Raw genomic sequence first — 24,111 nt, forward strand, 5'->3', positions numbered from 1 at the left:
CCATGCTTTGGCCTCGCCATTGTGTTGACGCCGGGACTTGCCCATAAAGAACCTTCCATGGCCCGTATCAGCAATTGAAAAAGCTCTTTCCGACCGTCGCTTTCATCGCCGTCGCGCTGATCAGCCTGACGATGGCGGGTTTTGCCTATTTTGCCACCCAGGAAGCGGCCCGCATAAAATTCGAGGCGACGGCAGACGACGCGCTCAACCGGATCGAAAGCCGCATCGACCTGGACCTGTCGCTGCTGCGCTCGACCCAGGCGCTGTTCGATGCGCGCAATGGCGGTATCTCGCAAGGCGAGTTCAAGGCTTTCTTCAACGCACTCGACATCGACAATAATTTCGCCGGCCTGCGCGGCATCGGCTTCCTCCGCCTGGCGAAAACTGAAAACGACGCGGCGGTCGAGCGCGACATCCTGCACGACCACGGCGCAAGCCATGCGATCTATCCCGACACGAACTTGCCCTGGCGTACGCCCATCGTGCTGTTCGAGCCGCTGGATCCGTCCAACAAATCCAGCATCGGCTACGACATGTTCACCCAGCCGGTGCGGCGCGAGGCGATCGAAAAAGCGTTGGCCGACGACCAGCAGCATGCCAGCGGGCTTGCGCAGCTCGGCAAGGAAACGGGTGCCGCGCAGACCTTCACCGGGTTCTTCGTCTTCGTCCGGCTTAATGTCGAAACCGCGCCGGACGCCGTCAACGCGTCGAGATCCTCAACTGCCGGTTTCCTCTATGCGGCCTTCCGCTCCCGGGACCTGTTCCAGGCCGCGCTCAGCCGGGCGCCACTGTTGCCGGTCAATACCGAGGTCTACGACGGCGTGGTGAACAGCGACAATCTGCTGTTCCAGTCGGAAACGCCGCCTGTTTCGGCCCTCGGCGACAGGCTGCTGGTCACCCGCAAAATCACTGTTGCCGGCCGGCCGTGGACTGTCCTGTTCAGGCCGACAAGTGCTTTTTCGCAACCTTCCTCGCGCGCCATTCCGGTGATGCTGGGATTGTTCGGCCTGCTGCTTGCCGGCGCCATCGCGCTGGTGGCCCGCTATCAGGAGCGGGCCTATGAGGCGGTCTCGCTGCTTCACGAAACGACCGAGAAGAGCCTACTGGAAAAAGACCTGATGCTGCAGGAGATGAAGCATCGCATCAAGAACTCGATCACGCGGGTGCTGGCAATCGCGCGCCAGACAGCATCGCACGCCGCCGACGTCCAGGAATTCTCGACGTCTTTCTCGGCCCGGCTGCAGGCAATGGCGGCTTCCCAGGACATGCTGACGCGCTCACGCTGGCAGAAAGCCGATCTTGGCGACCTGCTGCGCATCGAGCTCGGCCAAGTGTTCGGCAATGAGCTTCCCGAAGAGCTGTTGTCGGGACCGGAGGTTCTTCTCGACGAGAAGACGACGCAGGCGCTCGGCCTCGTCTTTCACGAACTGGCGACGAACGCGTTAAAATATGGCGAAGCCGGCAATTCGGCCAACACCCTCAAGGGCGGCTGGGCGCTCAAGGTCGACTGGTCGCTCGAAGGCCGCGGACGCGTCCGCACACTGGTCCTCAACTGGCGTGAGGCCGGGCAGAAAAAGCTCAAGACACCGGCAAAGAGCGGTTTTGGAACCAGACTGATCGATCTCAACGTCACGCGCGAATTACGCGGTACGATCAGGCGCGACTTTCGTGAGGACGGTCTGAACGTGGAGATCAGGATTCCGCTGCCGGCCTGAAACTTCATTCCATGAGCCGCATCACGAGAGCGCTTTGCGCGCGCAAACGCGGAGACATATCTGCCTCCGCGTTTGACGTTGGCCTGTTTTTCGAAACTAGTTGCAGCGGGCTGTGTAGATCCGGCCGTGACGATCTCTGTATTGGCAATAGCCATTCTGCAGACGGCGAACGAGCAGGCCGCCAATCGCACCAGCGCCAGCACCGATCAAAGCGCCCTTGCCGCCGCCGACGGCGCCACCGATGAGCGCGCCGCCCACAGTGCCGATACCCACGTTCTCCTCCGTGGTGGTGCAGCCGCTGACCGCAACCACGGCAACCATGGCAATAATCATCTTCCGCATGAAGTCACTCCTCACTTTGTCCTCACTTTAGTAAGCTCCAGCCGCCATTTAGCATGAAAGCACGGCCTTTGCCCGCACGATTTCATTGTTGATTAAGATAGTCTTTTTCGGGGCGCGCGGCGTTCGATGCTACCATGAAGTTGGAAATCTCCAAGGAGGCATCGAGCGTGCCGTCCGGACGCACGCTCCAGACGATCCGGTCATAATCGTCCTCGAGCGCCGGATCGACGGCAAGGCATTTGGCGACGATATGCTGGGCTTGATCGCGGAGGTTGGTCACCGCAAGCGGGCGCGCGGCCATGCACTCCGCCTCGGTTTCGAAAACGCTTACCGGCGTAGGCAATTCACGACACGCGGTCATGCCGTTCGAACAGCCGACAACCAACAGCAAAGCGGCAATGTGCTCCATGGCAAGGGACCTCTCGCCACGGAAACGGTCCAAATCCCTCAAAGTTCCTGGACAGTGCGATCAAGCCGACGTGAGCAGGCAGAAGCTGCCGGCAATCTTGGCGAGCTCGATCAAATCAACTGGGACGCGGCCGCCAGGACGAGCGCGGCTATGAGCGCGTAAACGGCAAAGCGGAGCGGCGAAGCGCGAGGCACGGGCGCTGCGAACGCGTCGGGGTCCTGAAACCCGCCCATCGAAATGCGAGCGGCCTGTTCCATTCTGTTCAAGTCTGCAGCCGTCAAGGCCTATTCCTTTCATATTGCGCCAAACTGCGATCGAGATCCGGCGGATCGGCACGTTCAGACAGGATCGGACTTTATGGTGAACAGTCGGTTAAGGTGGGGCGATGCGCAGCAAGCCTTCTTCCGGGCGGCCGCCGTTCGTTCAATCCGTCTCGAAATTGCCGTGAGGAACGACAAGGCGATATTCGAGGCGGTTGCCGGTGATTTCGAGTGTCGCCGTTCCATTCAACGATGTGGGCACGACGCGTTCAAGCGCGACGCTGCCAAAACGCTTCTCGCTGCGCTGATTGTCGTTGGCTCCGATCACTTCGGCCCATGTCAGTGACAGAGCAGGCTCGCCAGCGGAAGCGGCCGTCAGATCAGCCGTGACCTCGACGAAGCCATCGGTGCGCGACAGTGCGCCATAGCTGACCGAATTGACGGCGAGCTCATGCATGGCCAAGCCGATGTGCAAGGCAGCATTGGGATTGAGATACGGATTTGCGCCGCGGAAACGCAGGCTGTGCATGGGGTCCGCGCCGTACCTGCCGACCTGACCGGAAACCAGCTCACGCAGCGCTGCTCCCCGCCAGTTGGATGACGTAACCAGATCCTGCGAGGAGGCCAGCGACTGCAATCGGCCCCGGAAACGCGTCAGGAAATCGTCAATGCTGCCCGAATAGCGGCCCGTCTGGGTGGCGATGCTCTGGATGATGGCCAAGAGGTTCTTGGAGCGGTGGCTGACCTCGCGCAGCAGCGCCTTCAGCGTCTGCTCCCGGCGTTTCTGCTCGGTCGTTTCGACCATGGTGGTCACGACGCCCTGCACTGCGCCGGTCTCGTTGCGGTCGGCGTCTATCCACACCTGAAACCAGCGGGCGCCATCATCGGCCGGCACGCTGAGTTCGAGGTGTTGGGGATTGCCGGAGACGATGACGTCGTGCTTGGCGGCGCCGATACGCGCTGCCTGCGCAGGCGGCAAGATGCCGTTATTATCGGAGGCATCGGAGGTCCATGGTGCGCGCATGTTGCGCGCCCACACCGTCTTCATCTCGCGATCCTGGTATAGAACGGAAATCCCGGCATTGTGCAGGGCGTGGAGAAGGGCTCGGCCAAGCTGCATTCCGCTTTCGGCGGGATGCAAAGCGATGATCTCATCACTCTGGCCGCGGTCTTTCATCTTTCCGACTCTGGAACGCATCGGTCATCTTGCTCAACCCATGTCGGGCTGAACGGCTCGCGGAGAAATGGGTTCCAAAAGGAGGCGCTTCGTATAAAGCCTTAAAAAGCGGTCCGCCGAGCGGCGTCCCGTTGGAGGACACTGCCCGGCGGTGGCTGGAAACCGTTTGAGGGGTGCGGCTTCCAGTGTTCGCTTAAATGGCCGCTTGGCATTCACGCTCGTCTGATCAGGCCGGCAATAAGCGATATGATCAGGAAAGCGAGAAAGACGAAGAACAATATCTGCGCTATGCCGGCCGAGGTGCCAGCGATGCCGCCGAAACCAAGCGCACCGGCGATGATCGCCACGACGAGAAATACGAGCGCCCAGTAAAGCATGATCCATCTCCTTCCAATGCTGCGGTGAAAACGTGATTCGCCTCCGTTTGTTCCACCATTTCCCGAAAAAGACGATGCTGAAAATCTTTACGGCCCGAATTGTTGCGGTGTGCGAAAAGCTTCTTGTCAGGTTCTCAGGTTCGGCACCAGTTGGTTGCCAGTGAATTACGCCCCCTCTGATCCAAGAGGAGTGGCTATCCCACACCCTGGCGGCCGCAGCGCGACCGCTAGCTGTTTTATGCCGCGGCCTTCGCGTGCCGGTCAAAGAACAGGGCCTGACTGATAAGAGCCTTGACCATGTCCGGATTGAACGGCTTGGTGACGAGGAAAGCCGGTTCCGGCCGCTCGCCGGTGAGCAGGCGCTCGGGAAAGGCGGTGATGAAGATCACCGGCACCGAGGTGGACGACAGGATCTCATTCACGGCCGCAATGCCCGAACTGCCGTCGGCAAGCTGAATATCGGCAAGCACCATCTTTGGCCGCGCCTTGCCGAACATCGCCACCGCCTCGGCGTGGGTGCGCGCCGTTCCGACGACGCGGTGGCCGAGGCTTTCGACCATTTCCTCGATATCCATGGCAATCAGCGGCTCATCCTCGATGATCAGCACGTCGGTCGCCACCTGACGGGAGATCTCGTTGCTCGCCTGAGCGAGAAGTTCGGAGAATTGCTGTTCGTCGACGTCGAGAATCTCCGCCGCCTCGTCTTCGCTGAAGCCTTCGACGGCGACCAGCAGGAAGGCTTGGCGGGGACGCGGCGCGATTGCATTCAGATTGGCCGCGGCGCGCTGCTCCCATGCCGACTGGGCATGCTCTTGCGGAACGCGAATGGCCACCGAGGTGAAGAGCTTGGCAAAGACCTTGTAAAGCGCGATGCGGTCGTTCGATGCGTCCGGAAAGATGTCGACATCGGCAATGATGGCCTCGAGCATTGCGGCGACCAGCGCGTCGCCGCTCTCTTGCGATCCGGATACGGCGCGCGAGAAGCGGCGCAGGAACGGCAGGTGCGGAGCGATGGTTGCTGATAGGCTCATATTGGACGTCTCCCTCATATGACGTGATTGCATGTTACAGCTAAATGCGGTTTGCAAGCCTAATAGATAAAACGCTGGCTCCTTGAAAAAGGTTCCAATCGTGCGGAACTAATATGTGGGGCTGGCGTTTAAGGGCGGGTTGGGCAACCAGACGAGGCTGCCGCTTGCCTTGCGTTATGTGTTGAAGGGCGGCTTAAGGCTGGGACGAAGGGCGAAATGAAGAACATGACGAAAGCTACCACGGCTGGCGTTGGCAACGGGCGCCGGGCTGCTTCCCGCGACCCGCTTGGGCCGAACTCGGAAATCGGCCGCAAACTCAAACAATACTACGACGAGCTGGTCTCCGACAATGTGCCGGATCGCTTCGCCCAACTGCTCAGCCAGTTGGAAAAGGCCGAACCTGTACAGAAGAAGGACTGAGGCATGGCGGCCGTCTCCCAGGGCTTCAAGACCGATTTGCTCGGCTCGATCCCGAGCCTGCGGGCTTTCGCCGTGTCGCTGACGCAAAACGCCGACAAGGCCGACGATCTGGTGCAGGAAACATTGGTCAAGGCCTGGGACAAGCATGAAAGCTTCCAGCCCGGCACTAATCTTAAGGCATGGCTGTTCACGATCTTGCGCAACGAATTCTATTCGCAGATGCGCAAGCGCGGCCGCGAGGTGCAGGACAGCGATGGCGTCATGACGGCCAGGCTTGCCGTTCATCCGGCCCAGCACGGCCAGCTTGATCTCGAGGACTTTCGCGGCGCGCTCGAGTTGCTGCCCGAAGACCAGCGCGAAGCCATTATCCTCATCGGTGCATCGGGCTTTTCCTACGAGGAGGCGGCCGAGATCTGCGGCTGCGCCGTCGGAACGATCAAGAGCCGCGTCAGCCGCGCCCGCACGCGGCTGCAGGAAATCCTGAAAATCTCCGGTGAAGACGAGTATGGCCCGGACGCAATTTCGGCTCAGGTGACGGGGTCGACGGCTGCGTGAAGCGTGGAGGTGTTCGAACCGCTCCCGCGCCTCAGGGGAGAGGCCTTCGCTCGCAGGCCACTGCCACTGCCTCGACGAGATCGTCTCCCGAATAGGGCTTGGTGACCAGTCTGACTCCGGGAAAGGATTTCTTGATCTCGTCGATATCCGAATAGCCCGACGCGAAGACGAACGGGATGCCCGCTTCACGCAACCGCGAAGCAAATTGGAGCGTCGAAACGCCGCTCAGCATGAGGTCGACGATGGCCGCATCGAACTGAGTGGCAACGTCTTGCTGTTCGATATCAGCCAGATCCCGGGCGACGACCACATCGAGCGCGCCGTAGTCGCGGCAAAGCTGCTCGATATCCATGGCAATCAGGAACTCATCTTCCAGGATAAGAATCCGCAAACCGTCAAGCGATGGGCGCACGCAGCAATATCTCCTTTAAATGCGTCTCTATCTTGAAACGGGGGATCTTGAAACCGGGGAAGTCATGATCGCTAATTGGCATGCTGTCATTTAAAAAGACGTGCTGGCGCGGATACGTTGGCCTCGGCCCTTGCAAGGCATTTGCAACGAGCGCTGCCGGAGATAAGGTTCAAAGAGGTTCGCGCCGGAACCTTGGGGTCTGTCGAGCGTTTCGACCGAGCAAAACAAGGAGAGCGAAGCAATGGCGACTGCCGCAGGAAAGGCCGCGAACGAAGCCCGTACGAATTCGGATCTTGAGGCTGACATTGCACAACTGAAGGCCGATATCGAACAACTCACCAAGCAGTTGGCCAAGACCGGTGAACACGGCTACGGAACGGCGCGGCGCGCCGCCACCGAAGGGGTCGAGCAACTGCGCGCCCAGGGCGAAGCAGCCTTCGACAGCCTGCGCAGCAACGCTAAGGACATCGAAGCGCAGATGATAGCCCATATGCGCGAAAAGCCGGTGACTTCGCTGGCGATCGCCGCAGGCGTCGGATTCCTCTTCGCGCTCCTCGCGCGCCGCTAGTTCTGCACGCATGCGAATGCTTGCATCGCTGATCTCGGGCCTCGCCTCGGGCGAAACCATTGCGGCGGTGCAACGCGCGCGCGTCGCTGCGATGGTCTATACGGTTGCAGCGCTCGCGGCGCTGTGCGGCCTCGGCTTCCTGGTCGGGGCGGCCTATATCTGGACGGCGGGCCGCTATGGGCCGATGGCAGCCTCGCTGAGCTTCGGGATCGCCTTTTTGGCAATCGCCGGTCTCATCCTGCTCGTCTACCGGATGTCGGCCGGCTCGCGCGCCAGGCGCCGGGCGAAGCGACGCAACGCCGACATGAAGGCGGTCGGCATCGCCGCAGCACTCGCCGTACTGCCGGCGCTGCTCAAGGGCAAAGGTGGCTCGGGGAAGGCCGGACTGGGCGCCATTCTCGTCCCGGCGATAGCACTCGCAGCCTACGCCATCTACCGCGAGAACATGAAGCCCGGCTCCGACGATCCGGATACCGGCAAAGGGGAATAGTTCGGAGGGGGATAGTTCTGGGCGAACGATTCTGGCGCCCGGTCGTAAAATCTTCGCGTCACAAATCTTCGAGCGGCATCGATATTTCGGCGACTACGCCGTCCGGCCGGAATTCATGGGTCACCTCGCTGGAAATGACCTTGGCCAGGCTGCGGCGGATCAGGATCGAGCCGAAGCCATGGCGTTCGGGCGGCGCAACCCGCGGGCCGCCGCTTTCACGCCAGGCCAGCACCAGACGCCGTGCACCCTTCTTGCCTTGTACCTTCCAATCGAGATCGACCTTTCCGAAAGCAGCCGACAGCGACCCGTATTGCAGCGCGTTACTGGCCAGTTCGTGCAGGATCAGGCCGAGCCCTACTGCCTGGTCGGGGGAGAGCAGGACGTCGGCGCCGGAGATAGCTACACGCGATTGTCCGACGGTTTGGAACGGCTTTACCTCGATCTCCACCAGCTCGTGGATGCCGATGCCGCGCCATTCGCGGTCCGATAGCAGGCTGTGCGCGACGCCCAGCGCCTGCAGCCGGGCGCCGAATGCCTCGAGAAATTCGCTTGGCTGACGGGCATGGCGAACGGTCTGCGTCGCCAGCGCCTGAACGGTTGCCAAGGTGTTCTTGACCCGGTGATTGAGCTCGCGCAACAACAGCCGTTGACGTTCGTCGCCAAGCTTGCGTTCGGTGATGTCGTAATTGACGCCGAAGATCAGCGTCGGCTTGCCCTCGCCGTCGCGCTCTATGACGCGGCCGCGCGTTGCGATCCATCGTGGCGGATCGAGGCCTTTGACACGGTATTCGCCAAAATAATCATCGCTGCCGGTCAGCGCGTCGCGAAAGCGTGTTTCGGTCTGGTGAACGTCGCGCGGGTCGATGGCGGTCAAGATGTCGCGCGCCCTCAGCCTGTTCGACTTGGGCAGATTGAACAATTCGGGCAGCAGCACATCGCAGTCGATCATGTCGCTACGGATATCCCATGCCCAACTGGCGAGCGAAGCCGCGTCGAGCGCGATAGCGCGCCGCTTTTCCTCTCGAACCAGTGCGGCCTCGGCAATCGCCGCGCTCCGGGTGGCATCCTTCAGCGTGAACAGGCTGGCGGCGAGGCCAGCCAGCGCCGACAGCTGGTCGAGCTGGACAGAAGAGGGACGTGCGTGCGGCTTCCGGTCGAGCACGCAGAGCGTGCCGATCAGTGCGCCGTCGACCATGATCGGCACGCCTGCGTAAAAGCGGATGTGATGCTCGCCGGTGACTAGCGGATTGGCTTTGAACCGCGGATCCGCCGCGGCGTCGGCCACCACCAACGGCTCGTCGCCGGCTGCGATGGCATGAGCGCAGAACGATGTCTCGGTTGCGGTTTCGGTCGCGTCGAGGCCGATACAGGATTTGAACCACTGCCGCTCGGCATCGACCAGCGCGATCAGTGCGACAGGCGTTTGCATCGCCGAAGCGGCAAGACCGCTGATGCGATCGAAATCGGGGTCGGCAGCCGTATCCAGCGCGTTGAGGCCGTGCAGCACGGCAAGACGGTCCGCGGCGCCCACCACACTGCGAATATCGACCGGCAGGCCTGGCGTTTTCTGGCTATTGTCGTCCACTACACCCCCGACGGCCCGCCCCGCTGATTAGGCAGGCCAACCGGCCCGTTTGCTATCTTGCCGAGCCGGAACTTTCGCAGCGGGGAGCCGTTACCAGCCAATGCCTCGCTAGCTACGCCTGCCGGCGCCAAATATGGAGCCAGACCATGCCAAAAACCATTCCTGAAAACAAAGCCCGTCAAGGGCGGCGGGGTCGTCATGTCCTTCGTATTCTCATCGCAGCGCTGTTGCTGGTTTTCATCGCCTGGGGCGTCGCCGAAATCTACGGCTGGATGATCGAGACGCCGAAGACCGAGCAGGGCAACACGCCCAGCGGCTAAGCTCTCCCCATCGGTCGTGCCAGCTCGCATCACGCAACCCCACATCACGCAACCTTTGCCTCAGCGGCGCGCGCCGGGACGAGAACATTCAACGCGCGCGGATGGATTTCGACGGTCGTTTCGCGATCGAGCTTTACCAGTTCGCCGTCCATCACGGCCTGAATTTTCCTGTTCGTGGAATGGATTTTCAAAACGGCCCGGTTTGCCTGATGAATTTCGACATGCTCGTTGCCGCGCCATTTGCCACGGGCGACGTCAAAGAGGAACCTGATCAACTCGCCGCGCCGCCGTGCCACGGTGACATAGATGCCCAGCACGCCGCCTGCCGGATTATCGGCATAGGGTAGATGGCCCTCGCCGAACAGATTGTTGGTGATGCCGATGCCGGTGATCCGCGTTCTGATCTCGGCCTCACCGATCGTCAGCGTTACGCTCATCGCCGGTGGGTTGTTGATCGTGGCCCAAGCAGCCCGCACCGAGGCACGCATCTTCCCCAGCCGCGAGCCGAATTCCATCTTCTGGCGCAGTTGCACCATCCTGGCGTGCATGCCGATCGAGAATTGATGCACGAAAGGCCGGCCGTTGGCTGTTGCAATGTCAATCGCCATCACCTCGCCGTCGGCAAACGATTTCAGTGCCGCATCGAGGGTCTGCGGAATGCCGAGGCCGCGCGCAAAAAGGTTCATTGTGCCAGCCGGCAGGATTGCCAGCGCCTTCTCCCCATTCATCAAACGAGCTGCCGCGGCCGAGATGGTGCCGTCGCCGCCTCCCGCCAGCACGACGTCGATGCCGCGCCTGGAAGCTACGCCGTCCAGCGTGGCGACGATATCCTTGCCGGCGACGATTTCGATATCGATCGAGTGACCGGCAGTCTCAAGCGTTCCGCGCATCCGGCCGGCGAAGGCCTCAAGATCGATGCTGCGCAGGGTGCCGCCGTCCTTGTTCAGCACCGCTGCAAAGCGCATGCCCGCTCCATTTTTCCAGCACCTATTCGGCCGGGACGGGGCCCCAGCCGGGAGTGGAACGGGGCGGCCGAGAAAATGTTCCTTTCGACCAGCGCGGCGAATCCGAGAACCGCCGACATCGCACCGGGTGCGCCACGGCTTTTTTCGGAACAACAGTGTGGTCACAACGTTGTGAACATGCAGAAGACGCTGCGCCCGCAGCGACGCCAAGCGGGAATAGCGTGCACGAAATCACCGACGAGGAGACACTAAGATGATCCGCACCCTTTTAACCACGACAGCAGTCGCAACATTGATTGCGACGGGTGCATTTGCGCAATCGGCGACGACCCCGGCGCCGGCGCAAGCGCCCGCCGTCCAAGACTCTGCTTCGGCAATACGTGCCGAGGGCAGCCTTGCCACCAACATCATCGGCGAATCGGTCTATAACGGCACCGGCGACAATGCAGAGAATATCGGCAAGGTCACCGATGTCGTCTTCGACGAGCGCGGCCAGGCAAAATCCGTCGTCATCGGCGTCGGCGGTTTTCTTGGCATAGGGACCAAGAACGTCGCCTTCGACTACAGCAAGCTGCAATGGGCCGAAAGAAATGGCGACCGTTGGCTGATAGCGCAAACGACGAAGGATGAGCTGACGGCTCATCCGGATTTCGACCGCAAGCCCTATGATCCGGCTCCGGCAGCAGCTTCGACCGATAATGCGGTGCCGGCCGCGCCTTCGACTACGACCAGCGCGCAAAACACAGCGCCTGCGCCCGCAGCACCAGCCGAGCCGGTGAAGCGAGCCGAGGGCAATCTTGCCACCAATATCATCGGCGAGAGCGTCTATAACGGCACCAGCGACGACGCCCAGAATATCGGCGACGTGAACGACATCGTGCTCAACAAGGAAGGCAAGGCGCAATCGCTGGTCATCGGCGTGGGCGGCTTCCTCGGTCTAGGCGAAAAGAACGTCGCCTATGATTTCGACAAGGCCCAGTGGGCCGAGAGGAACGGCGATCGCTGGCTGGTTGCCCAAACAACCAGGGAAGAGCTGACGGCGCAGCCGGATTTCAACCGCAAGCCCTATGATCCGGCCCCGGCGACCACAGCGTCGAACGATGCCGCGGCTAATGCGCCGGCCATCGTCACGCCTACCGTGACGGCCAACAACACTACCACGACCGATAACACTGCGACGACCAACAACACTGACCAGGCCAGTAAGACGGCTCAAAATGCCCCAGCGCCCGCAACGACGGCAGACCAGACCAAGACCGGGTCGATCGACAAGTCGACGCTGACTGAAATGCCGATCGGCGAAATCCGGGCCGAGGATCTGGTCGGAACCACCGTCTACGGCGCCAACGACGCCAATGTCGGCGAGATCGGCGACGTCGTGCTGAGCGGCGACAAGAAGGTCGATGCAGTCATCATCGACGTCGGCGGCTTCCTCGGCATCGGCGAGAAGGAGGTGGCGGTCGGCATGGACAACCTCAAATTCATGACCGACAAGAACGGCAAGCGCTATCTCTACACGAACTTCACCAAGGAGCAGCTCGAGGCGCAGGCCGCCTATGACAAGGGCACCTATGCGCAAAACCGCGACAAACAGCGCATGCTTATGCGCTAAGCTGCATATTGGTCGAACAGATAAGCCCGCGCCGGCAACGGCGCGGGTTTCCTCATGTCGAGGGAAAAGGCAGGCCGGCGACATCGCCGGCAATGCCACCCTGCGTTAATTCGGCGAGCGCCAGCGACTGGTCGAGATGCTCCGCCCGCCAGGCAAGCAGCCCTTCGGCAAGTTCCAGCCGGGCCGGCAGATAGGCTGGGTCGTCAGCGACGTTGGTCAGCTCGCCGGCATCTTTCTCCAGGTCGAAGAGCAAGGGCGGCAGGCCACCGCCGAAATGCACGTATTTGAACTTTTGCGTGCGGATGACGGCGAGATTGCACTGGCGCGGACCGATGCCGAAATACCGTTCGGCATCGCCATCCGCGATCGAGCGGAAATCGAACTCCCAATGCGCCGCGTCGCGCCAATTGTCCGGCTCCGCTGCGTCCAGGAAGGGCGCCAGCGGGCGGCCGTCGAGATGCGGCGGCACTTCGCCGCCAGTGAGCTCGAGCAAGGTCGGCGCCAAATCCACCGCCTCGGTGAAGCGCTCGACGCTGGTGCCGGCAGCCTTGCGGCGGCGCGGATCGCGAATGATCAGCGGAATATGGAAGCTGCCGTCGAAGAAGCCGCCCTTGCCCAGCATGAAATGGTCGCCCATCAGCTCGGCATGATCGGAGGTCAGCACGATGACGGTGTCGTCCCATGCGTCGGCTGCCTTGACCGCTTGCCAGACACGGCCAAGCTGCGCATCGACCTCCGAGATCATGCCGTAATAGAGCGCTCGGATGCGGCGAAAATTATCGTCGCCCCAGTCGCGCACCCTGCCTGTGGCGCCGGGACGGAATTTCGACCGTTCCTGCCGTTCAAATTCATAGGCGAGATAGGGGTGGCTTGTTGCTTCGGCTTGCCAGCTTTCGGCGCGATGGAAAGCCGGACCGCTGGCCGGATCGTATATGGCGTTGTAAGGCGCCGGTACGATGAAGGGCGGGTGCGGACTGATGAAGGAAAGGTGCGCGAACCACGGGGCATCGGGCTCCTGCTCGCCGAGCCAGCGGATGAATTCGCCGGCTAGGAAAGCCGACGGCGTCTCGTCCTTCGAATAGATTGGCGGGGCATTGCTAACCCCGCCGTCGTTTTCCAGGATTTCGCCCGCCGAGCGGTGGATGTCGGGAGAGCCGGCGCTGGCATCGACGCCGCGCGCCTTGAGCCATGACAGCCAGGGCTTCTGGTGCTCGGGCAGAACCTGGCGCACTGTGAAGCCCGGCAGCACGCTTTCATAGCTCTTCAGCTGCGAGTCGCCAGGCGACAGCGTGCGCGGATCGCGCGACATGTCGGTATAGCCGAACAGAGTAGGATCATAGCCGAGGACGCGCGCCCAGAGCGCTATGTTGCCGTGGCGGGCGTCGAGCGGCGTGCCATTGCGGCAGACACGATTGTTCATCTGGTAGAGGCCGGTGTAGAGGCAGGCGCGCGCCGGCGAGCAAGGTGCGGCGCCGCCATAGTGCTTTTTGAACAGAACGCCCTCGGCAGCCAGCGCGTCGGCATTCGGCGTCCTTACCACCTTGTGGCCAGCAGCCGACAGGCAGTCGCCGCGCCACTGGTCGCATGTGATCAGGAGAATGTTGGGGCGTTTTCCAGTCAACCGCGGTATCCTCACGCTGGCTACATGCCTCGCTCATGGAGCCCAATTTCGGCGAGCATGCAAGCCGGTCCGGTTTGCCGAATGTGAACAAAACGCGCTTGATCGTTCACTTTAACAGCACAGTCCATTCTGTGTTTGTCGCCTTTGCGGCCAGGAGGCGGATGCTCATATTGGCGTGGACAGCGGCAAGGGCCGCACCAGCACAAGGGAAGGAGCAGAAACATGCTCGAGCAGATCAAGGGCCTGCATCACGTCACCTCGATGGCCAGCGATGCGCGCCAGAACAACGAATTCTTCACCGGCAAGCTCGGCCTGCGCCGGGTCAAGAAAACAGTCAACTTCGACGCGCCGGACGTCTATCACCTCTACTACGGCGACGAGGTTGGCACGCCCGGCTCGGTGATGACCTATTTCCCGTTCCCCAACATCGGCAAGGGCCGCCATGGCGTCGGCGAAGTCGGCACCACCGCCTACTCGGTGCCTGAGGGCACGCTTGGCTACTGGGAAAAGCGGTTTGCCGAGCAAGGCGTCAATGGGCTCTCTCGCGAGGAGACGTTCGGCGAGAAGCGTCTTGCCTTTGCCGGCCCCGACGGCGACGCCTTTGCGCTGGTCGAGGACAGAGTGGACAGCCGTGCGCCATGGGCGAAGGGTGGCATTCCGACCGACGACGCGATCCGCGGCTTTCATTCCGTATCGCTCAGGCTGAAAGACGGCGGCGCCACCGAAGAGCTGCTGAAGTTCATGGGCTATGAGGAGGTCGACAAATCCGGCAATGTCAGGCGGCTGGCGGTGAAGAACGGCAATGGCGCGGATGTCGTCGACATCGAATCGCTGCCGGGGGCCGGCGTCGCCAATCTCGGGGCCGGCTCGGTCCACCATGTCGCCTTCGCCGTCGAGAACCGCGCCAAGCAGCTCGAAGTGCGCAAGGCACTGATGGACACCGGTTACCAGGTGACGCCGGTGATCGACCGCGACTATTTCTGGGCGATCTATTTCCGCACGCCGGGCGGCGTGCTGTTCGAAGTTGCCACCAACGAGCCCGGCTTCGACCGTGACGAGGATACCGCCCATCTCGGCGAGGCGCTGAAGCTGCCGTCGCAACACCAGCATTTGCGGCCCTATCTCGAGCAGCATCTGCAGAAACTGGAAGACTGAGGGCCAAGTCATGAGCAAGGATTCGTATATTCACAAGGTGCTGCCCGGTTCGCCGGGCGGACCGCTGCTCTTCGTCTTCCATGGCACCGGAGCCGACGAGACCCAGCTTCTGTCGCTTGGGCGCGATCTTGCGCCGCAAGCGACGGTCGTTTCGCCGCGCGGCGATGTCTCGGAACAAGGCGCTGCGCGTTTCTTCCGCCGCGCCGGCGAGGGCGTCTACGACATGGGCGACCTCACGCGAGCGACGGACAAGATGGCCGGCTTCGTCAAGGCGCATGTCGAGGCGGCAAAACCATCTTCGGTGCTCGGCCTCGGTTACTCCAACGGCGCCAACATCCTGGCTTCGGTGCTGTTTGCCGAACCGTCGCTGTTCGACGCGGCAGTGCTGATGCATCCGCTGATCCCGTTCGAGCCGGAGGTCGAGGGCAGCCTTGGCGGCAGCCGCATCCTGGTCACCGCCGGCAGGCGGGACCCGATCTGCCCGCCTAATTTGACGGCGCGGCTCGAAGCCTATTTGCGCGCCGATGGCGCCGATGTCACAGTCGAGTGGCATGACGGCGGCCATGAGGTGCGGCCGAATGAGATCGAGGCGGCGCGGCGGTTGTTCGCCGTTGCGCCGGACGAAAGGACCGTAAGCCATGTCTGACCTATTGCCGGAGATCGAGCTGGAGGACCGCGGCTCGAAGGGCCGCTACCTCCTGTGTGGGCCGGACGGCGCCGAGGCGGAGATGACCTTCACCAAGATCGGCGAGCACCAGATCATCATCGACCATACCGAAGTGCCGGATGCATTTCGGGGCCAGGGCGCGGGGCTTCGCCTGGTCACCCGCGCCGTCGAGGACGCGCGCGCGGCGGGCAAGAAGATCATCCCGCTTTGCCCGTTCGCCAACGCCCAGTTTCGCCGCCATCCGGAATGGGCGGACGTGCTGAAACGGTAAGGACAGCCCTCGACGAATGACGGAAGAAAGGGTGCGCGGCTTTACCGCGTGCCCCTTCGGCCATTGGAGGCGTACAAACACGACCGCAAATATGCGGGATTTGCGCACAGCGCCCGTCTTGCCTAAGTATTGCCAGCAAACCGGCTCGCCGAGCGCGGCCCGACCACTTCAACCGAATGGCCCTCCATGACCGAATCCGATCTCGTTCCCGTCTTCGACGGCCACAACGATACGCTGCTCAGGCTCTACCAGTCCAAGGATGCGGACGTCGAAAAGCTGTTCATCGAGGGAACGCCGGGTGGCCATATCGACTTGCCGCGCGCGAAGAAAGGTGGATTTGCCGGCGGCATGTTCGCGATCTTCCCGCCGCCTGTCGAGAAATCCAAACGCGGCGCGGTGCCGCTGGCGCCGAGCGACAGCGAGCCGCTGCCGCCTGAGGTTCCGCGCGCCGATGCGCTCAACTCCACCGTGGCAATGGCCTCGATCCTGTTCAGGCTGGAGCGGACTTCGGCGCTCACCGTCTGCCGCAGCGCCGGCGACGTGAGGAAGGCGATGGCGCAAGGCTCGATCGCGGCGGTTTTCCATATTGAAGGGGTCGAGGCGATCGACCCCGAGCTCACCATGCTCGACGTCCTGCATGCAGCCGGCCTGCGCTCGCTCGGCATCGTCTGGAGCCGTCCCAATGCGTTTGGCCACGGCGTGCCGTTCCGTTTCCCGTCGTCGCCCGATACTGGGCCCGGGCTGACCGATGCCGGCAAGGCGCTGGTGAAAGCCTGCAACCAGCTGAAGATCATGATCGATCTTTCGCATCTCAATGAAAAAGGTTTTCGCGATGTAGCTGAGATCAGCGATGCGCCACTGGTTGCGACCCATTCCAACGTGCACGCGATCTGCGGACATTCCCGCAACCTCACCGAATGGCAGCTCGGCGCGATCCGCGAGACGGGCGGCATGGTCGGGCTGAACTTCGCCACCGGGTTCCTGCGCGAGGATGGCAGGATGAACGCCGACACCAGCCTCGATATCATGGTGCGCCATGTCGATTCGCTGCTGCAGGCGCTGGGCGAAGACGGCGTCGGTCTCGGCTCTGATTTCGACGGCGCCATGATCCCGGCCGCGATCGGCGATGTCGCCGGCCTCCCAAGGCTGCTCGACGCGTTCGCAGCCCGCGGCTTCGGGCGCGCGCTGATCGAGAAGATCGCCTATCGCAACTGGCTCGGCATGCTGGAAAAGACCATCGGCTAGGGCATGTCGATATTCAGTGATGCAGGCCTGACGTGATTTTCAACATGCCCTGGGCTATTCGAAGCCATGCGCTTCAGCCAGTCCTGGCCGACCCCGCGGTCGCGGATGATCGGCAGCGGATCGGTCGAATCCAGCCGCGCGCAGATCCGATAGACCTCCAGCGTTTCAGCGTTCATCTCGCCGCGCTTGTAGAAGAACATGGCCGCGGCGTAGCGGGTGCGTCCCGACCATTTTTCGCCGAGCGGCGTGTTGACCAGCTGCCACTGCTCGGCGGCCTCGGCATCGATTTCGTGACTGTCGGTGTCGTCGGCCATATTCAGAAATCCGCAGGCGGATTGGCAGTGCGGCGGTCGAGCCTGACGACCAGCCGCGGCACCAGTTTGGCACGCTTAAGCAGCTTTTGATATTGCAGCTCGCGCCTGGCGTAGATCTCGACCCAAGGTCCGCTGCAGGCGGGCTCGGCGGCGCTGATCTGGTCTGCATCGCCGGGATCGCTGCCTTTCGCCGACGGTGCCTTCGACGTCGTTTTCTCCAAGGATGCAATCTCGACGAGAACATTCGAATATGGGCTGCCATGCAGAAGGTGCTTGACAGTGCCAAACACCGTCCCACTGATCTTCGCGGCCGAAGCCAGTCGGCTAGCCGGCGATGCTGGAGACCATCACCCCGATGAAGACAACAGAGGCGCGCAAAGCCCTCCTCGAACCGGCGCGAAAAAGCGATTCCGATAAGCGCGGCCGCAAAGCGGCGAAAGAGACAAGGCAGGTTCAACTGATCGAAGCGACTATCGATTCATTGGCCAAGCGCGGCTATTCGGAAACGACTATGGCCGACGTCGCCGACGGCGCCGGCCTGTCGCGCGGCATCGTCAATTTCCATTTCGAGAGCAAGGAGAAGCTGCTCGTCGCCACTTTGCAATACATGCATGACGAGTATTCGGCGCATTGGCGCAGCGCCTTGCAAAAGGCCGGCGATGATCCCGCCCGCCAGCTGCAGGCATTGGTGGCGGCCGATTTCGACCGCTCGATCTGCAACAAGCGCAAGCTGGCTGCCTGGTGTGCCTTCTGGGGCGAGGCCAAATCGCGACCGAAATATCAGGCGCTGAGCAGCGCACGCGATGCCGTCTACCAGAACATCTTCATCGATCTTTGCGCGGCGCTCAAGCAGAGCGGCTTCTATGCCTATGAGCCGCAAGTCATGGCGCTGGCGCTCAGCGCCATGCTGGATGGTCTGTGGCTGCGTTTGATGATGGGCACCGAAGGCAGCACACGCGAGGTGGCGCTGCGGGCCGCGAACGAGTTCCTGTCTGCGGCATTCCCCAAGCACTATCCGAACTCTGCAGCCCGCGGTGCCAGGCCGGCGTGAACCATCAAAAAGAGGGTGGACCAGCAATGAAGACAATGATCCGGCCCCTGACATTCGAGAAGATCAAGGCCGGCTAATGAAGTTCAAGATCGAACGAGCCGATGTGGCCATTGTCGGCGCCGGCTTCACCGGCCTGTCGGCCGCGCGTGAATTGAACCACGCCGGGATCGATGTCGTGCTGCTCGAAGCCCGCGACCGTGTCGGCGGCCGCGTCGAAGCCGTGCAGAACGGGCTCGGCGAGCGGATCGACAGCGGCGGCCAGTTCCTGTGCGAAGACATGCCGGAATTGATGGCGCTGGTGCGAACGCGCGGCAAGACATTGGTCGAGACCCATGTCGCAGGCGAATTCGTCACGCAGCCGCGAATGAGCGAGGCGCAAGCCGGGCGCACTTACGGCACCGCGATGCGAATGCGCGAGCGGATGAATGCGATCGCACCGAACGACCCGACCATTGCCGGCTTGACGGTCGCGGCATGGCTCGATCGCCAGGCCGATCCCGATGATGCGAAGGCCGCCTTTCGGTCGATGATCGAGGGCCTGTGGTGCCTGGCAATGGAAAGGCTGCCGCTGTGGTACTTGATCGACAATGATCGCCGCATCACCAACGAGGTGTCGGAGCTGCAGTATTTCGTGGGCGAAACCATGCATTCGCTGGCGGATGATCTTGCGCGGGATCTCGGCGATCGACTGCGGCTGAATACAGCTGTCGAGGCCATTGAGCACGGGCCGGGAGGGGTTCGCGTCGTTTCGCCTGCCGGCGCGATCGAGGCACGAGCGGTACTGGTCGCCGTACCGCCGATGATGGCCTCGAGAGTGGATTTCGTGCCGCCGCTGCCGGCTGTGCTGAAGAGAGCCCTCGGCTTCTGGCAAAGCGGCGCGGTGATCAAAATGCTGGTGCGCTACCCCAGGGCTTTCTGGCGCGACAGGGGCTTGAGCGGCATGGTGATGTGGCGCGACCCGCACGGGCTTTTTGCCTGCGATGCCAGTAGGGACGAGGATCATGCAGCACTTGTCGTCTTCATCGGCGGGCCGCTGGCGCAGCGCTGGCGGGATCTGGACGACGCGGCATTACGCGCAAAGGTGACGTCAAAGCTGGAAGAGGCGCTTGGTATCGAGGCGGCTGGCATTATCGATCTCAGTTATCGCGACTGGACTGGGGATCGCTGGAGCGGCGGCGGTTACAGCGATCTGATTGTCGATGCGACGGCAACCGATGCCGAACGCATTATCCGCGCCGGCGCGTCGCCGATCCATTTCGCCTCGTCGGAGCTGTCGCCATCATTTCCGGGCTATGTCGAGGGCGCCATCGTCGCCGGCCGCATTGCTGCTCGAAAAATTATTAAGTCGGCCATCGCCAGCAGAGCCTCGGGGTCATAAGCGAGGCGGTATCGAGGTGCCGAGCGGGATCGACGCGCATTGCCACAGCTCGGCCTGCTGGTCAAGCCGCCGACCCTACTTTGACTAGCCTCGGCGATCTCTCATCTCGACACGTCCGGCGCTGCCGAATGTCCTCAGACGATGGCCCGGTCCCAGCCGCCATAATGGGCAGCGCTGCGCGTGCCGCGCGGCAGGCTGAGCCCGACCAGCAGCGCTCCGATCGCCAGATTGGCGAGGCTCGCAGCCGCGCCGCCGGCGAGGATGAAGGGAGAGAAGGCAACCCAGGCTCCAAGCGCGATGTTCAGAAAGCGAACGGCGCGCGCCACTTCGCCCATCGCCGTAACGGCGACCATAATGATCAGGCAGCCGGTGACATGGTCGCTGAAGTAGAGCGGCGGGTTTGTGCCGAAGACAAGCGGCGTGATCATCAGCAGGGCGCCGGCGAGCGTGCTCGCGACAAGGGTCCACGGGAAGTTCACACCGCCGGTGACGAAGTCCCGCGCCACAGCCGATAGCGGCCGGTCGAGATCCGGCGTCGGCGTCTGGTCCTCCGAAAGTGCCGGACCGCCGCACCAGAATGTGCGCCAGAACGGCTCTCCCGCCTGTTTCGCACGCCAAAGATACTGACAGCTCGCCAGCACCTCGTCGACCGAATAGGGGATGAGCACGACCGTGACGGCGGCCTGGACGATGCAGAGCGTGCACAGCGCTCCGATGAGCGGCGGCTGGATGATGATGAAGCCGACGCTGACCACACTGAGCGGGATGACCAGCAAGCCGAACAGCAGCACCATCCACGGCATGGTGCGCCAGCGACGGCGATCGCCGATCGCGCCGGCGAGGATGTCCAGCGCATAGGCGAAGGCGCCCAGCCCGGCATCGGCGATCGGAAAGCCCTTGGAGACCCAGGAGGTGACCACCGCCTCGCTGCCATTGCCGGCCGGCGCTTCGCCCGGATCGAAGAACGGATCCCAAAGGCCATCGATGTGGCCAAGCTGATAGGCAGCGAGATAACGCGAGACGAACAGGCCGACAAAGGCGAGGCCGATTATGGGGATGCGCTGGGTGAAGAGGGAGGGCGAATAGCTCCAGCCGAGCGGCCGGTCGTCATCGGCGGCAGGGGCACGCCGGCTGATGCCCGGCGTCGGCGGGATCATCACCGCGAACGCGACGATCAGCATGCCGGCCAGCGTGTCGGTCGCGTAGGCCCCGGCGCTGGTGGTCCAGAACAGGAGCAGCGCGAACATCACCCAAACGCCGATCGTGGCCGTGATCCATTGCAGGCCGTGCCAGCGCCGGCGCATGCCGAGAAGCGTCAGCGACAGGATGGCGAGGCCGGATACGATCTCGCTGATGCCGAGCCTGCCGTCTCGCATCTCCGGCGAGGCGATCTCATGCCCGAGCGCCGGCGGAATCGGCGCCGCGGCGGGATCGAACAGGCCGAGCGTGAAGGGCGATGCCACGAGCCACAGCCCGATCGCAATGTTGGTCAGCGGCGCCCAGAGGGTTGCGGCCCGGTGGCGTTCGGTTTCCGCCTCGACCTCGTCGTCCGAGCGCTCGAGCGGGCGCCGCAGCCTTTCGGCGGCCTGGTCGAGTTCGGGCGCGGAAGCGGCGCCCGCCGACGGTTCGAGCTTGTTCTTCTTGTACCAGTCGGTGGGGTCCGCCTTCAGCCGCCGGATCATTTGCGGCAAGGTAGCGGTCAGGCTGTGCCGCGGCTTCCAGCCAAGCAGGCGCCCGGCGCGGGAGATGTCGATCTCATAGTGGTCGTCGGCGTTCTCGATCATCCATGGCTTGATGTCGGTCTCCTGGTCGAGGATCTTCTCCTGCATCCAGGCGCCGAGCTTCGTCACCTCTTTTGGCAGGGACAGGGTCCGCCAGGTCTCGCCATGCAAGAGTCGCCCGATCTGCTTCTGCATCTCGTCGTAAGACGGCGTCCGCTCTTCGCCGATCAGCAGTACGGTCTCGTCGGGAAGCTCGTCGCGGCGGTCGACGGTGCGCACCACGGCGTCGACGAGATCGTCCAGGTGCAGGTAGGGCTGGCCGGTGGTGATGTCGCCGGTGAAGAGATAGGCGGTCGGCATGCGCTCGAAAATGCGGGCGATCTGCTGAGCGATGAAGGCCGCGTGGCAATCCTCGTCATAGACACCCGCCAGTCGCAGGATCGCAATGTTGATGTCGCCGTGCTCCTTCAGGATCAGCGTCTCGGTCTCGGCCTTCGATCTCGGATAGGCCCAGGCCGGATCGATTGGCGACTCCTCGTCGATCTTGGCGCCCTTCGCCGGGCTCGGCGCATGCACCAGCAACGTGCTCGAAAACACGAACTGCTCCGTCTCGAGCCCCCTCAGCGCGTTCAGCAGCCGGCGCGTCCCCTCGACGGTCACCGCGCCATACTTCGGATTGTCCTCGCCGGTCGTGTCGTAATAAGCCGCGAGATGGATCACCGACGCGATGCGGCCGCCGCTCCGCTCGCGCACCTCGGCCAGCGCCTTCGCCACGCTCGCGTCCGAGGTAATGTCGATCTCGATCGTCTCGACGCCGGGCAAGGGCCGCCTGGCAACATCAAGGCCGATGATGTCGTAGCGCTCCATCAGGCCGCGAGCGATCGCCTGGCCCAGAAACCCGCTGCTGCCTGTGATCAGGACGGTGGGACGGGTTTTGCCGGTCATCTCGAGGCACACTCGATTGCCTTGACCGGTCTCCTGCCGACTATTGCCGATACCAAGGCCGCGACGTTCATGTCCTGCGTGAGCTGCCACGTTCCAAGGCCCATGCAGGGCATCATGTTGCCGGAACGGAGCTCGATATCGGTCGTTCGGGCCATATCGGGTTTCCTGGAGGCGAACTGCCGTCGTGAACTATGCGTGGCGTGCCCGCGTTCTGGCGGCCTTCTGCGCTGCCTGCTTCCTTCCGCGAGCGCCTTTCGTTTCGGCGGCCTTCTTCGCGGCGGCCGAGCGCTCCTCAGCCGTCCGGCGCGAGGCCGCACGCTTGGCCTGCTGCGAGAGCGCCTCGTGCGACGCCGTGCTCTTCGGCTCGTGCTCGAGCACCTTGGAGACGGCTTTCGAGACCCGCGGGCGGCGTTTCGGCCTGCGTTCGCCCTGGCCGGCCTCATAGGCGTATTCGGCGCTTTTGCGCGTGCTCTCCTTCACCTTGCCCTTTTTGGGCGGGGGCAGGTCTACGCCTGCGCGTCTCGCCTCGGAAAGCCCGATGGCGATGGCCTGCTGGGTTGAGCGTGCGCCGTGCTCACCGTGGCGGATTTTGTCGATCTCCTCGTGCACGAACTCGCCAGCCTGCGTGCTCGGCGATTTGCCCTCGCGCTTGTCCTTTCGGGCCTTCTCGATGGTTTTCTTGTCCGGCATTGCCCTTCTCCCATACAGGTTGCGGCAGCCATTCGGGTTGCGAGTGCGCGCTGTCTCTGTCCTATCGGAGGCCCTAACGCGTTGACGACGCAAATGATCCCAGAGCTGGTGATCCAAGACCCAGCCGTCAGGACGTCGACGCCGATCTCTCCGAAATCAGATGGCGCAAGAACCATCGGCTCGCGAGGTCCGCGACTTCGTCCAGGGCGCCAGGCTCTTCGAACAGATGCGTCGCGCCAGGGACGATGGCGAGCTCCTTCTCGCAGTGGAGCGCCGCCAGCGCCGAGCGGTTGAGCGCGATCACCTGCGTGTCCGCGCCTCCGACGACGAGCAAGGTCGGCGCCCGGACGTGCGGCAGGGCGAGCGCTGCAAGATCGGGCCGGCCACCACGCGAAACCACGGCCGCGGCCTGGTCGGGCCGCTCGGCCGCCGCCACCAGGGCGGCACCGGCGCCCGTACTCGCGCCGAAATAGCCAAGACGCAGCACCGACGTGTCCGGCGAGGCGCCGCGCCAGTCCGTGACGCCGACCAGCCGGTCCGCGAGCAGCCCGATATCGAAGCGCAACTCGGCCGTGACTTGGTCGATCCGCTCCTCTTCGGCCGTCAACAGGTCGACGAGGAACGTGGCGAGGTTCGCCTCGTTTAGCCGTTCGGCCACGTAGCGATTGCGCGGGCTGTGGCGGCTGCTTCCGCTGCCATGGGCGAAGAGCACAAGGCCGTGGCCATCCGGGGGCAACGACAGATTGCCCTCAAGCGTTACGCGACCCGCGGGAACACGCACGACCTGCTCGCTGAGTGAAACCCGGTCCATTCCC

27 protein-coding genes are annotated in these 24,111 nt (G+C 62.9%); 13 read left to right on the forward strand and 14 right to left on the reverse strand.

All coding sequences use genetic code 11. The features are described from left to right. The first annotated feature begins 74 nt into the window (after positions 1-74). Entirely contained in the window at positions 75-1,715 is a 1,641-nt protein-coding gene (locus NKI85_RS02045; RefSeq protein WP_352529142.1) for a CHASE domain-containing protein, read from the forward strand. A 96-nt stretch (positions 1,716-1,811) separates the two neighbouring features. Here NKI85_RS02045 and NKI85_RS02050 read toward each other — a convergent pair whose 3' ends face one another. The 5 genes from NKI85_RS02050 to NKI85_RS02070 all read right to left on the reverse strand — a co-directional run bounded on the left by NKI85_RS02050 (position 1,812) and on the right by NKI85_RS02070 (position 5,311). Further along, the gene (locus NKI85_RS02050) at positions 1,812-2,057 is read right to left on the reverse strand and encodes a YMGG-like glycine zipper-containing protein (RefSeq protein WP_006328050.1); all 246 of its coding nucleotides are present in this window, start codon (positions 2,055-2,057) and stop codon (positions 1,812-1,814) included. 82 nt (positions 2,058-2,139) lie between these two features. Beyond that, positions 2,140-2,466, reverse strand: coding sequence for a hypothetical protein (locus NKI85_RS02055; RefSeq protein ID WP_352529140.1), 327 nt, complete (start codon positions 2,464-2,466; stop codon positions 2,140-2,142). Positions 2,467-2,889: 423 nt separating this feature from the next. After that, a complete protein-coding gene (locus NKI85_RS02060) occupies positions 2,890-3,924 on the reverse strand; it encodes a sensor histidine kinase (protein ID WP_352775531.1) in 1,035 nt (344 codons plus the stop codon). Positions 3,925-4,115: 191 nt separating this feature from the next. Further along, a complete protein-coding gene (locus NKI85_RS02065; RefSeq protein WP_352529136.1) occupies positions 4,116-4,280 on the reverse strand; it encodes a DUF1328 domain-containing protein in 165 nt (54 codons plus the stop codon). A 236-nt stretch (positions 4,281-4,516) separates the two neighbouring features. After that, the gene (locus NKI85_RS02070) at positions 4,517-5,311 is read right to left on the reverse strand and encodes a response regulator (protein ID WP_352451151.1); all 795 of its coding nucleotides are present in this window, start codon (positions 5,309-5,311) and stop codon (positions 4,517-4,519) included. Positions 5,312-5,527: 216 nt separating this feature from the next. On the opposite strand from NKI85_RS02070, the gene NKI85_RS02075 reads away from it, so the two are divergent. Together NKI85_RS02075 and NKI85_RS02080 are read left to right on the forward strand one after the other, a co-directional pair. After that, a complete protein-coding gene (locus NKI85_RS02075) occupies positions 5,528-5,731 on the forward strand; it encodes a NepR family anti-sigma factor (protein ID WP_023720919.1) in 204 nt (67 codons plus the stop codon). 3 nt (positions 5,732-5,734) lie between these two features. Continuing rightward, positions 5,735-6,286, forward strand: a complete 552-nt coding sequence (locus tag NKI85_RS02080) for a sigma-70 family RNA polymerase sigma factor (protein ID WP_023678544.1) — start codon at positions 5,735-5,737, stop codon at positions 6,284-6,286. Positions 6,287-6,317: 31 nt separating this feature from the next. Here the strand turns inward: NKI85_RS02080 and NKI85_RS02085 are convergent, their stop codons facing one another. Then, complete coding sequence (locus tag NKI85_RS02085; protein WP_502896073.1) at positions 6,318-6,638, reverse strand: response regulator; 321 nt, start codon at positions 6,636-6,638, stop codon at positions 6,318-6,320. A gap of 301 nt (positions 6,639-6,939) precedes the next feature. Between NKI85_RS02085 and NKI85_RS02090 the strand changes: the two genes are divergently transcribed. Beyond that, complete coding sequence (locus NKI85_RS02090; protein ID WP_352529133.1) at positions 6,940-7,266, forward strand: ElaB/YgaM/YqjD family protein; 327 nt, start codon at positions 6,940-6,942, stop codon at positions 7,264-7,266. A gap of 10 nt (positions 7,267-7,276) precedes the next feature. Beyond that, positions 7,277-7,756 (forward strand): hypothetical protein, encoded by a 480-nt coding sequence (locus NKI85_RS02095; protein WP_352529131.1) that lies wholly within the window; start codon positions 7,277-7,279, stop codon positions 7,754-7,756. Positions 7,757-7,814: 58 nt separating this feature from the next. Here NKI85_RS02095 and NKI85_RS02100 read toward each other — a convergent pair whose 3' ends face one another. Continuing rightward, positions 7,815-9,341, reverse strand: coding sequence for a sensor histidine kinase (locus tag NKI85_RS02100; RefSeq protein WP_502896072.1), 1,527 nt, complete (start codon positions 9,339-9,341; stop codon positions 7,815-7,817). A 146-nt stretch (positions 9,342-9,487) separates the two neighbouring features. Between NKI85_RS02100 and NKI85_RS02105 the strand changes: the two genes are divergently transcribed. Next, positions 9,488-9,661 carry a hypothetical protein gene (locus NKI85_RS02105; protein ID WP_352529129.1) on the forward strand — a complete coding sequence of 58 codons (174 nt, stop codon included), beginning with the start codon at positions 9,488-9,490 and terminating at the stop codon, positions 9,659-9,661. 44 nt (positions 9,662-9,705) lie between these two features. Here NKI85_RS02105 and NKI85_RS02110 read toward each other — a convergent pair whose 3' ends face one another. Then, a complete protein-coding gene (locus NKI85_RS02110; protein ID WP_352529127.1) occupies positions 9,706-10,626 on the reverse strand; it encodes a diacylglycerol/lipid kinase family protein in 921 nt (306 codons plus the stop codon). A gap of 253 nt (positions 10,627-10,879) precedes the next feature. On the opposite strand from NKI85_RS02110, the gene NKI85_RS02115 reads away from it, so the two are divergent. Further along, complete coding sequence (locus NKI85_RS02115) at positions 10,880-12,238, forward strand: PRC-barrel domain-containing protein (RefSeq protein ID WP_352529125.1); 1,359 nt, start codon at positions 10,880-10,882, stop codon at positions 12,236-12,238. 52 nt (positions 12,239-12,290) lie between these two features. Here NKI85_RS02115 and NKI85_RS02120 read toward each other — a convergent pair whose 3' ends face one another. Continuing rightward, entirely contained in the window at positions 12,291-13,859 is a 1,569-nt protein-coding gene (locus tag NKI85_RS02120) for an alkaline phosphatase family protein (RefSeq protein WP_352529123.1), read from the reverse strand. Between the two features lie 222 nt (positions 13,860-14,081). Between NKI85_RS02120 and NKI85_RS02125 the strand changes: the two genes are divergently transcribed. From NKI85_RS02125 to NKI85_RS02140, 4 genes are all read left to right on the forward strand, one after another. After that, positions 14,082-15,014 (forward strand): VOC family protein, encoded by a 933-nt coding sequence (locus NKI85_RS02125; protein ID WP_352529121.1) that lies wholly within the window; start codon positions 14,082-14,084, stop codon positions 15,012-15,014. Between the two features lie 10 nt (positions 15,015-15,024). Beyond that, a complete protein-coding gene (locus NKI85_RS02130) occupies positions 15,025-15,660 on the forward strand; it encodes an alpha/beta hydrolase (protein WP_352529119.1) in 636 nt (211 codons plus the stop codon). Further along, positions 15,653-15,952 (forward strand): GNAT family N-acetyltransferase, encoded by a 300-nt coding sequence (locus tag NKI85_RS02135; RefSeq protein WP_352529117.1) that lies wholly within the window; start codon positions 15,653-15,655, stop codon positions 15,950-15,952. The genes NKI85_RS02130 and NKI85_RS02135 overlap by 8 nt, the downstream gene beginning before the upstream one ends. Positions 15,953-16,138: 186 nt before the next feature. Then, a complete protein-coding gene (locus NKI85_RS02140) occupies positions 16,139-17,197 on the forward strand; it encodes a dipeptidase (RefSeq protein WP_352529115.1) in 1,059 nt (352 codons plus the stop codon). On the opposite strand, the gene NKI85_RS02145 is transcribed toward NKI85_RS02140, so the two are convergent. Both NKI85_RS02145 and NKI85_RS02150 read right to left on the reverse strand, forming a co-directional pair. After that, positions 17,194-17,511 carry a hypothetical protein gene (locus NKI85_RS02145; RefSeq protein WP_352775539.1) on the reverse strand — a complete coding sequence of 106 codons (318 nt, stop codon included), beginning with the start codon at positions 17,509-17,511 and terminating at the stop codon, positions 17,194-17,196. The two genes, NKI85_RS02140 and NKI85_RS02145, sit on opposite strands and share 4 nt — an antisense overlap. 2 nt (positions 17,512-17,513) lie before the next feature. Then, complete coding sequence (locus NKI85_RS02150) at positions 17,514-17,732, reverse strand: hypothetical protein (protein ID WP_352529177.1); 219 nt, start codon at positions 17,730-17,732, stop codon at positions 17,514-17,516. 113 nt (positions 17,733-17,845) lie between these two features. Here NKI85_RS02150 and betI point away from each other — a divergent pair, with 113 nt between their 5' ends. Together betI and NKI85_RS02160 are read left to right on the forward strand one after the other, a co-directional pair. After that, positions 17,846-18,562, forward strand: coding sequence for a transcriptional regulator BetI (betI, locus tag NKI85_RS02155; protein ID WP_502896071.1), 717 nt, complete (start codon positions 17,846-17,848; stop codon positions 18,560-18,562). Positions 18,563-18,638: 76 nt separating this feature from the next. Further along, positions 18,639-19,940, forward strand: coding sequence for a flavin monoamine oxidase family protein (locus NKI85_RS02160; protein ID WP_352529109.1), 1,302 nt, complete (start codon positions 18,639-18,641; stop codon positions 19,938-19,940). A gap of 134 nt (positions 19,941-20,074) precedes the next feature. Here NKI85_RS02160 and NKI85_RS02165 read toward each other — a convergent pair whose 3' ends face one another. From NKI85_RS02165 to NKI85_RS02175, 3 genes are all read right to left on the reverse strand, one after another. Next, complete coding sequence (locus NKI85_RS02165) at positions 20,075-22,606, reverse strand: NAD-dependent epimerase/dehydratase family protein (protein ID WP_352775542.1); 2,532 nt, start codon at positions 22,604-22,606, stop codon at positions 20,075-20,077. 189 nt (positions 22,607-22,795) lie between these two features. After that, entirely contained in the window at positions 22,796-23,296 is a 501-nt protein-coding gene (locus NKI85_RS02170) for a DUF6496 domain-containing protein (RefSeq protein ID WP_352529105.1), read from the reverse strand. Positions 23,297-23,423: 127 nt separating this feature from the next. After that, the gene (locus tag NKI85_RS02175) at positions 23,424-24,107 is read right to left on the reverse strand and encodes a dienelactone hydrolase family protein (RefSeq protein ID WP_352775545.1); all 684 of its coding nucleotides are present in this window, start codon (positions 24,105-24,107) and stop codon (positions 23,424-23,426) included. Between the last annotated feature and the right edge of the window lie 4 nt (positions 24,108-24,111).

This window comes from Mesorhizobium sp. M0571, assembly GCF_040320985.1.
In the GTDB taxonomy this organism is placed as follows: domain Bacteria; phylum Pseudomonadota; class Alphaproteobacteria; order Rhizobiales; family Rhizobiaceae; genus Mesorhizobium.

What these genes read in the sequence shown, in the direction of transcription:
- NKI85_RS02050 (WP_006328050.1), bottom strand. Translation starts at nt 2,057, where the DNA reads ATGCGGAAGATGATTATTGCCATGGTTGCCGTGGTTGCGGTCAGCGGC.
- NKI85_RS02055 (WP_352529140.1), bottom strand. Translation starts at nt 2,466, where the DNA reads ATGGAGCACATTGCCGCTTTGCTGTTGGTTGTCGGCTGTTCGAACGGC.
- NKI85_RS02060 (WP_352775531.1), bottom strand. Translation starts at nt 3,924, where the DNA reads ATGCGTTCCAGAGTCGGAAAGATGAAAGACCGCGGCCAGAGTGATGAG.
- NKI85_RS02065 (WP_352529136.1), bottom strand. Translation starts at nt 4,280, where the DNA reads ATGCTTTACTGGGCGCTCGTATTTCTCGTCGTGGCGATCATCGCCGGT.
- NKI85_RS02070 (WP_352451151.1), bottom strand. Translation starts at nt 5,311, where the DNA reads ATGAGCCTATCAGCAACCATCGCTCCGCACCTGCCGTTCCTGCGCCGC.
- NKI85_RS02075 (WP_023720919.1), top strand. Translation starts at nt 5,528, where the DNA reads ATGAAGAACATGACGAAAGCTACCACGGCTGGCGTTGGCAACGGGCGC.
- NKI85_RS02080 (WP_023678544.1), top strand. Translation starts at nt 5,735, where the DNA reads ATGGCGGCCGTCTCCCAGGGCTTCAAGACCGATTTGCTCGGCTCGATC.
- NKI85_RS02085 (WP_502896073.1), bottom strand. Translation starts at nt 6,638, where the DNA reads ATGGATATCGAGCAGCTTTGCCGCGACTACGGCGCGCTCGATGTGGTC.
- NKI85_RS02090 (WP_352529133.1), top strand. Translation starts at nt 6,940, where the DNA reads ATGGCGACTGCCGCAGGAAAGGCCGCGAACGAAGCCCGTACGAATTCG.
- NKI85_RS02095 (WP_352529131.1), top strand. Translation starts at nt 7,277, where the DNA reads ATGCGAATGCTTGCATCGCTGATCTCGGGCCTCGCCTCGGGCGAAACC.
- NKI85_RS02105 (WP_352529129.1), top strand. Translation starts at nt 9,488, where the DNA reads ATGCCAAAAACCATTCCTGAAAACAAAGCCCGTCAAGGGCGGCGGGGT.
- NKI85_RS02110 (WP_352529127.1), bottom strand. Translation starts at nt 10,626, where the DNA reads ATGCGCTTTGCAGCGGTGCTGAACAAGGACGGCGGCACCCTGCGCAGC.
- NKI85_RS02115 (WP_352529125.1), top strand. Translation starts at nt 10,880, where the DNA reads ATGATCCGCACCCTTTTAACCACGACAGCAGTCGCAACATTGATTGCG.
- NKI85_RS02125 (WP_352529121.1), top strand. Translation starts at nt 14,082, where the DNA reads ATGCTCGAGCAGATCAAGGGCCTGCATCACGTCACCTCGATGGCCAGC.
- NKI85_RS02130 (WP_352529119.1), top strand. Translation starts at nt 15,025, where the DNA reads ATGAGCAAGGATTCGTATATTCACAAGGTGCTGCCCGGTTCGCCGGGC.
- NKI85_RS02135 (WP_352529117.1), top strand. Translation starts at nt 15,653, where the DNA reads ATGTCTGACCTATTGCCGGAGATCGAGCTGGAGGACCGCGGCTCGAAG.
- NKI85_RS02140 (WP_352529115.1), top strand. Translation starts at nt 16,139, where the DNA reads ATGACCGAATCCGATCTCGTTCCCGTCTTCGACGGCCACAACGATACG.
- NKI85_RS02145 (WP_352775539.1), bottom strand. Translation starts at nt 17,511, where the DNA reads ATGGCCGACGACACCGACAGTCACGAAATCGATGCCGAGGCCGCCGAG.
- betI (WP_502896071.1), top strand. Translation starts at nt 17,846, where the DNA reads ATGCTGGAGACCATCACCCCGATGAAGACAACAGAGGCGCGCAAAGCC.
- NKI85_RS02160 (WP_352529109.1), top strand. Translation starts at nt 18,639, where the DNA reads ATGAAGTTCAAGATCGAACGAGCCGATGTGGCCATTGTCGGCGCCGGC.
- NKI85_RS02165 (WP_352775542.1), bottom strand. Translation starts at nt 22,606, where the DNA reads ATGACCGGCAAAACCCGTCCCACCGTCCTGATCACAGGCAGCAGCGGG.
- NKI85_RS02170 (WP_352529105.1), bottom strand. Translation starts at nt 23,296, where the DNA reads ATGCCGGACAAGAAAACCATCGAGAAGGCCCGAAAGGACAAGCGCGAG.
- NKI85_RS02175 (WP_352775545.1), bottom strand. Translation starts at nt 24,107, where the DNA reads ATGGACCGGGTTTCACTCAGCGAGCAGGTCGTGCGTGTTCCCGCGGGT.